Origin of the sequence: Wolbachia endosymbiont of Drosophila barbarae, assembly GCF_044752445.1 — a bacterium.
Lineage (GTDB): Bacteria > Pseudomonadota > Alphaproteobacteria > Rickettsiales > Anaplasmataceae > Wolbachia > Wolbachia pipientis.
The window spans coordinates 1-5,862 of sequence record NZ_JBIXJM010000023.1 but is presented as its reverse complement, the minus strand read 5'-3'; the positions used below and the strand labels follow the sequence as shown (position 1 = coordinate 5,862).

The window sequence follows — 5,862 nt, the reverse complement described above, 5'->3', positions numbered from 1 at the left end:
CCATCCTCTTCACTTAGCTGTTCAGGAAGATAAATTAAATATAGCTAAGTTTCTTGTTGATAGAGGTGCTGATATTCAAGCTAGAGATAGTGATGGTAGAACACCTCTACGTATGGCTGCTTACAACGGTGATTTAGAGATGGTCAAATTCTTCCTTGATAAGAATGCTAGTATTGAAGCTAAAGGTAACGACCCATATAAGATGATGGGAGTAGTTGAGGGCGTAAAGAAGGAAATTATTAACCAAGCAGATACTGCACCTAATGTAAAAAGATGGGCAGAGTTTTTTGTAGAGAAGTTAAGATATTCAATAAAAAGTGTAGCAAAAGAGAAGCTAAAGGATGGCATATTGCGTAATAGGTATAGTTCAGTTAATGAACTTGCTAATGAAATTTATAAATCAGATGGAAAGCTGTTTGATGATATAATTAAAGGAGTTATAAATGATGTGTATGGGAGGGTAGATACGAAAGAAACATTAAGTTATGTACGCAGTCATAATAATGCTGGTCAGCGTATATCAGCTTATGTAGCTGTGTTTGATGCAATGCAAAGAAATGATGATTTAAATAATAGTGCAATATTTAAGTTAGCTTACTCTATTAAAGAGGCAATGAGTTTTGATAAATATTCTAGTCTCGATTCAGAAAAAAGATCTGATCTTGAAAGGCTAAAAAGTAAATTACCAGAATCAGTAAAGAATATAGTATTTGCATCAAAAGTATGTATTAAAAATACTTATCAAAATGAATATTTATATGCTGCTGTTGATTGTTTTAATTATGACACAGAAAGGAGGAGAGCGTTTGCTTGGATTCCTGGGAAAAATGATAAACAAAGTGTGTGGAAGATTCAGCCTGATGGTGATAGCTTTCGTATAGTAAATGTTGAGTTTAATGAACATTTATATGCTGCTAGTAATTATTTTAATTATGATAATGATAGACGAATGGTATTTACTTGGATTCCAGGGGGACAAGTTACGCAAGGTGTATGGAAGATTGAGCCTAACGGTGATAAATGTAATATAAGGAATGTTAAGCATAATGAGTATTTGTATGCTGCTGATTATGCTAAATATGACAAAGATAGGAGAAGAGTATTTACTTGGGTTCCGGGGGGCAAGGTTACACAAGGTGTATGGAGAATAGAAGATTGTGAATCTACTGTAAGAAAAGGTAGAAGTCAGGTTGAAGGTACAAGCGCTGTGGACAATACTGGTGGGGCTTTTGCAGATGCAAGTTCTAATCAAAGCATAATAGAGCCTCCTGTTTGCGATGTTTCCGTGAATAGCCATTTTGGAAAAGGTGTTGATGTTAATACTACAGATGAAAATGGTTGGACACCACTACATTTAGCTGCATGGAAAGGTCAATTAGATGATGCTAAGTTATTAGTCAAGGAGGGAGCTGATATTAGTGCTGAGAATATTTTTGGTAGGAAACCTATACATGTTGCTGCTGAAAATAATAATACAAACATCATAGAGTTTTTTCTCAGTAAGGGAATGAACGTTGATGATACTGATAGGTATGGTAGAACGCCACTATACTGTGCTTCTTGGAATGGTCACTTAGGTGTAGTGAAGTACCTTGTAGAAAAGGGAGCTGACATTAATGCTCAGGACAAAGGAGGTGAGACATCGCTGGATGCTGCTACTGATCAAAAACATGAAGATGTTGTAGGGTATTTAAAACAAGTGCAGCTAGATCAAGAATTACTTATTGCAGCACAATATGGTAATTTTGATGAAGTTAGAGATCTTGTAAGTCAAGGGGCTAGCTTGAATACTAAGTATAGTAATGGGATGACTGTTATGCATTCTGCTGCTTATGGTGGTAATCTGGATATAGTAAAATATTTTGTAGCAGATGCAAAAAATAGCTTAGAAATTAAAGATAATGGCAGTAGAGTTCCCCTGCACTATGCTGCTTACAATGGTAAGCTAGATGTGGTAAAGTATTTTATAGATGAGGAGAAAGTTGATGTTAATCTAAAAGATAGTGATGGGCAGACAGCATTGCACATGGCTTCTGGTGGCGGCCATCTGGATGTAGTGGGGTATCTTGCAAGTAAGGGAGCAGATATCAAAGCTAAAGATAAGGATGGTAAAACACCGCTAGATATCGCCATCAACCGAAAGTATGATAGCGTCGTAAAATACTTAAAACAAGCTCAATTAAATGAGCAATTACTGGCTGCAGTGCAAGATAGTGATTTTAGTAAAGTAAAAGATCTCATAAATCTGGGTGCTGATGTTAATATTAAAGATAAGGATGGTAAAACACCTCTACATTATGCTTCACAGTTTTATCATCGTTTAGGTATGGTAAAGTATCTTATAAGTAAAGGAGCTGGCATCGATGTCAAGGATAACAGTGGTAGAACTCCTGAAGATGAGGGGTGTTATACTAATTCTAGTACGATAAGGCAAGTCTTTATGCAAGCACACTTAGATAAAGAATTGTTACTTACTGTAAAAAATGAAAAGGATCTAAAGACAATCAATGATCTTATTGCTAAAGATATTGACGACAGAACGCATGGCGGGTTTTATTATACTTGGAGTGGTAACTTAGGCACAGTGGAGTTTCTTGTTAGTAAAGATGTGAGTGTTAATGCGACTGATAAATATGGCTGCACATTACTACACTGGGCTGCATTGAAAGGTCATTCAGATATCGCTAAGTTTTTAGTTGATAAGGGAGCTAATGTGAATGCTAAAGATATACTTGGCAGAACTCCTATGCACTTTATTGTTATGAATAATCACAAGGATATCCAAGGTGTCTATGGTAGGGGGCCTATGTATACTGCTGCTGAGAACAATGATAAAGAAATTATAGAACTTTTCCTCATGAAAGGAGCGAGTATTAATGAGGCTGATAGAAATGGCGAGACGCCACTACACTTGGCTTCTTGGGGTGGTCATTTAGATGTGCTGCAATATCTTATAAATAGTGGAGCTAATGTTGATACTAAAGATAATAGTGGTAAAACATCTCTAGACATTGCTAGAGATAAAGGACATAATAATGTTGTAGAGTACTTACAACAAGCACAGTCAAGTCTAAATAGGCAATTGTTAGCTGCAGTGCAAGGTGGTGGGTTTAATGAAGCTAAAGGTCTCATTGCCAAGGGTGCTAACATTGATACTAAGGACGAGGACGGCAGTACACTACTATATTCAGCTGCTGAAATAGGTGATTTAGATAGAATAAGGTTCCTTCTTGACAATGGTTCTAATATTGAAACTGAAAATGGGGAATATCAAGCAACTCCTTTACATGGAGCAGTTGCAAACTACAGGCTAGATGCAGTCAAGTTACTTCTTAGTCATGATGCTAATGTTAATGCTGAAGACAAAGGTCATTGGACACCTTTACATTACGCTGCTGATACCAACAGGCTTGATGTAGTAAAGCTTCTTGTAGGTGCTGGTGCTAATCTTGGTGCTACAAGTGATTACGGTAAAACACCGCTAGATATCGCTATTGATAAAAAACATGTTAATGTTGGACAATATTTAAGGCAAGTACAATTAGATAAAAAGTTGTTACTTGCTGTAAGAAGTCATGAGCTTAATGAGGTTAAAAATCTGATTAGCCAGGGTGCTAGCTTAGAAGCCAAAGATGGTGATGATAATACTCCTCTACACTGGGCTTCTTGGAATGGTCATTTGGATGTAGTAAAGTATCTTGTTGAAAATGGTGCTAATTTAGAAGCTAAAGACTATAATGGTAAAACACCGCTAGACATTGCTATTGATAAAAAACATGATAATGTTGAACAATATTTGAAAAGAGTTAAGGAAGAAAGAGAAAAACCTTTACAACGCAAACGCCGTCATCACCATGGAGATCATGCTCGTTATCATATTCCAAGAAAACCATTTGCTATAAATTTAAGTAATCAACCTGAGATAGCAGCAAGTAGTGGCACAAGACCACCTTCATGGATAAATGGTTTATTTGTTTGGGTAAAAAGCTCTGTGAATGGATTAGTATCAAGTGTGGTAAACAAAATTTCTACTAAAGAATTGGAAAACTCTAAATCTGGAGATACCGATGTATGTTCTGCAGGGTTAGAAAAGATGTATAGTGTTACCATATCACAATCTAGAAAGTTGATAGGTCCATCCAGAGGAAATATTCCTAATAGGAGCTGGTCTTCTAATCGGGAAAAAGTAAAATCAAATGTTACAGTTGCGCCAGAAATAAACACCGATGTGGTAAATAGTGCACTAATATTAGGTGACTTAGTTGTTCGCCTTGTTAATGGGAGGAGACATAAACAACCGGTTCATGAAAATCTTTTGTCACCAAGAGAGCAATCGATGAGGTCTATAGATGAGGATATGATTATAAGAGCTATACAGTAAGGTAAGGAAAAGTTTGGAGTTCCTAGCACTAACATAGATGAAGTAGAAATTATAGGAAATAAGACTGAAATCGGAAAATAAATGGAAGGCTAGATGAGAGGGTAACGTTATGATAGTAATTTATATAATTCTATGTGCAATCTTTATAGCTGTTTTAGACAGTTCATTAGACTCTTAATTAGGGGATATTTCTAACTTAGAAAAGGTTTTCATAAATGTTAAAGTGAATAAGTAGGGATATTATGCTTTTTTCTTAAGTTGCAAAATTTCAGAATGAGAGAGACCGGTAATTTGAGCTATAACATCAATAGAGACACCGGCCTTGAGTGAATTTTTTGCAACTTCAATTTTACCTTCAATTTTACCTTTTTCATGGCCGATTAGGATGCCTTCTTGTCTACCTTCTTGTTTACCCTCTTGTTTAGCATCATCGAGTTTTTGAGCAAGGACAGCCTGTTCATCACGAATACGCTTGATCTCTTGTTCATAGGCTATAAATTCTTTTTCTGACCAGTTGAACCTATTTAGTTCTTCATATGCTCTTTTAATTATTAGATCACTTCCTATTATTCTCTCTAGCTCTTCTTCACTAGTTTCGTCTGCATATCTAAAGAAGTAGACCCATTTTTCAACTATACTTGAAAGCTGATCTTCTTTGGTTTTTGGAAATTTAGGCAACTCAATAAATATAAAGTAAAAATCTTTTAGATCATGTTCATTAGTATCTTCATCGCGAATAGTATGCTTCGATTTGTACTCGGACTTATCAGGAAAAAGTATACAATCTGCTATAGCAATAAAGATAATTTCCTTAAGGTCATGATATTGATCACCTTTATCAGCCTGTCTTGAATAAGCTTTAGCGGCATAGTATTGGGCACGTTTTTCAAAGCCTTTAGTTTTAGCGACCTGCATTTCGACTATGACTTGCAGCCCATTTTCATCTCTACAAAGAACATCAACAATGCTTTGTTTTTTAGAAGCAATATCAGGGTCTTGAATAGTACTTAAGAACTCTATATCCTTTATTGTACTTTTGCCAGTGAAGCCAAGGATATCATTAAGGAAGTGAATAAGAATGTCCTTATTTTTTTCAGTGCCAAAGATGCGCTTGAACGATATATCATTTTTAGGATCGAGAAACTTAGAAATAGCCATAAGAAATCCACTCAAAAAGCATTAGTAATTATACACAATTGTGAAGAAATATTCAACGTTTTTGTACTAAAGCCTATTAAGGTTAGCTAAATTTCAAGAGTCGGCAAAAAACTACCTTCATAAATGACCCTAGAATGCTACCACGCACCTTAATCTTATATTTTATCATCTTTTACACCTCCCTCTATAAACCCCAGCAAATGAATTCATGAGCTATAAAGAGCTTTAAAAACAATTATTTTGGGTATGAGAGACTAAACTTCTAAGAAACTCTTTCTGCTAGTAGCTCTTTTTTAATCAAGACATAACCAAATTCACTAGCT

2 protein-coding genes are annotated in these 5,862 nt (G+C 35.6%); one reads left to right on the top strand and one right to left on the bottom strand.

The window, feature by feature from the left end; genetic code table 11:
• The coding region (locus tag ACIPNH_RS00245; RefSeq protein ID WP_400770796.1) for an ankyrin repeat domain-containing protein at window positions 1-4,381 on the top strand (4,381 nt) is incomplete at its 5' end.
• A 240-nt stretch (window positions 4,382-4,621) separates the two neighbouring features.
• Here ACIPNH_RS00245 and ACIPNH_RS00240 read toward each other — a convergent pair.
• Entirely contained in the window at window positions 4,622-5,539 is a 918-nt protein-coding gene (locus ACIPNH_RS00240; RefSeq protein WP_400770793.1) for an Rpn family recombination-promoting nuclease/putative transposase, read from the bottom strand.
• Between the last annotated feature and the right edge of the window lie 323 nt (window positions 5,540-5,862).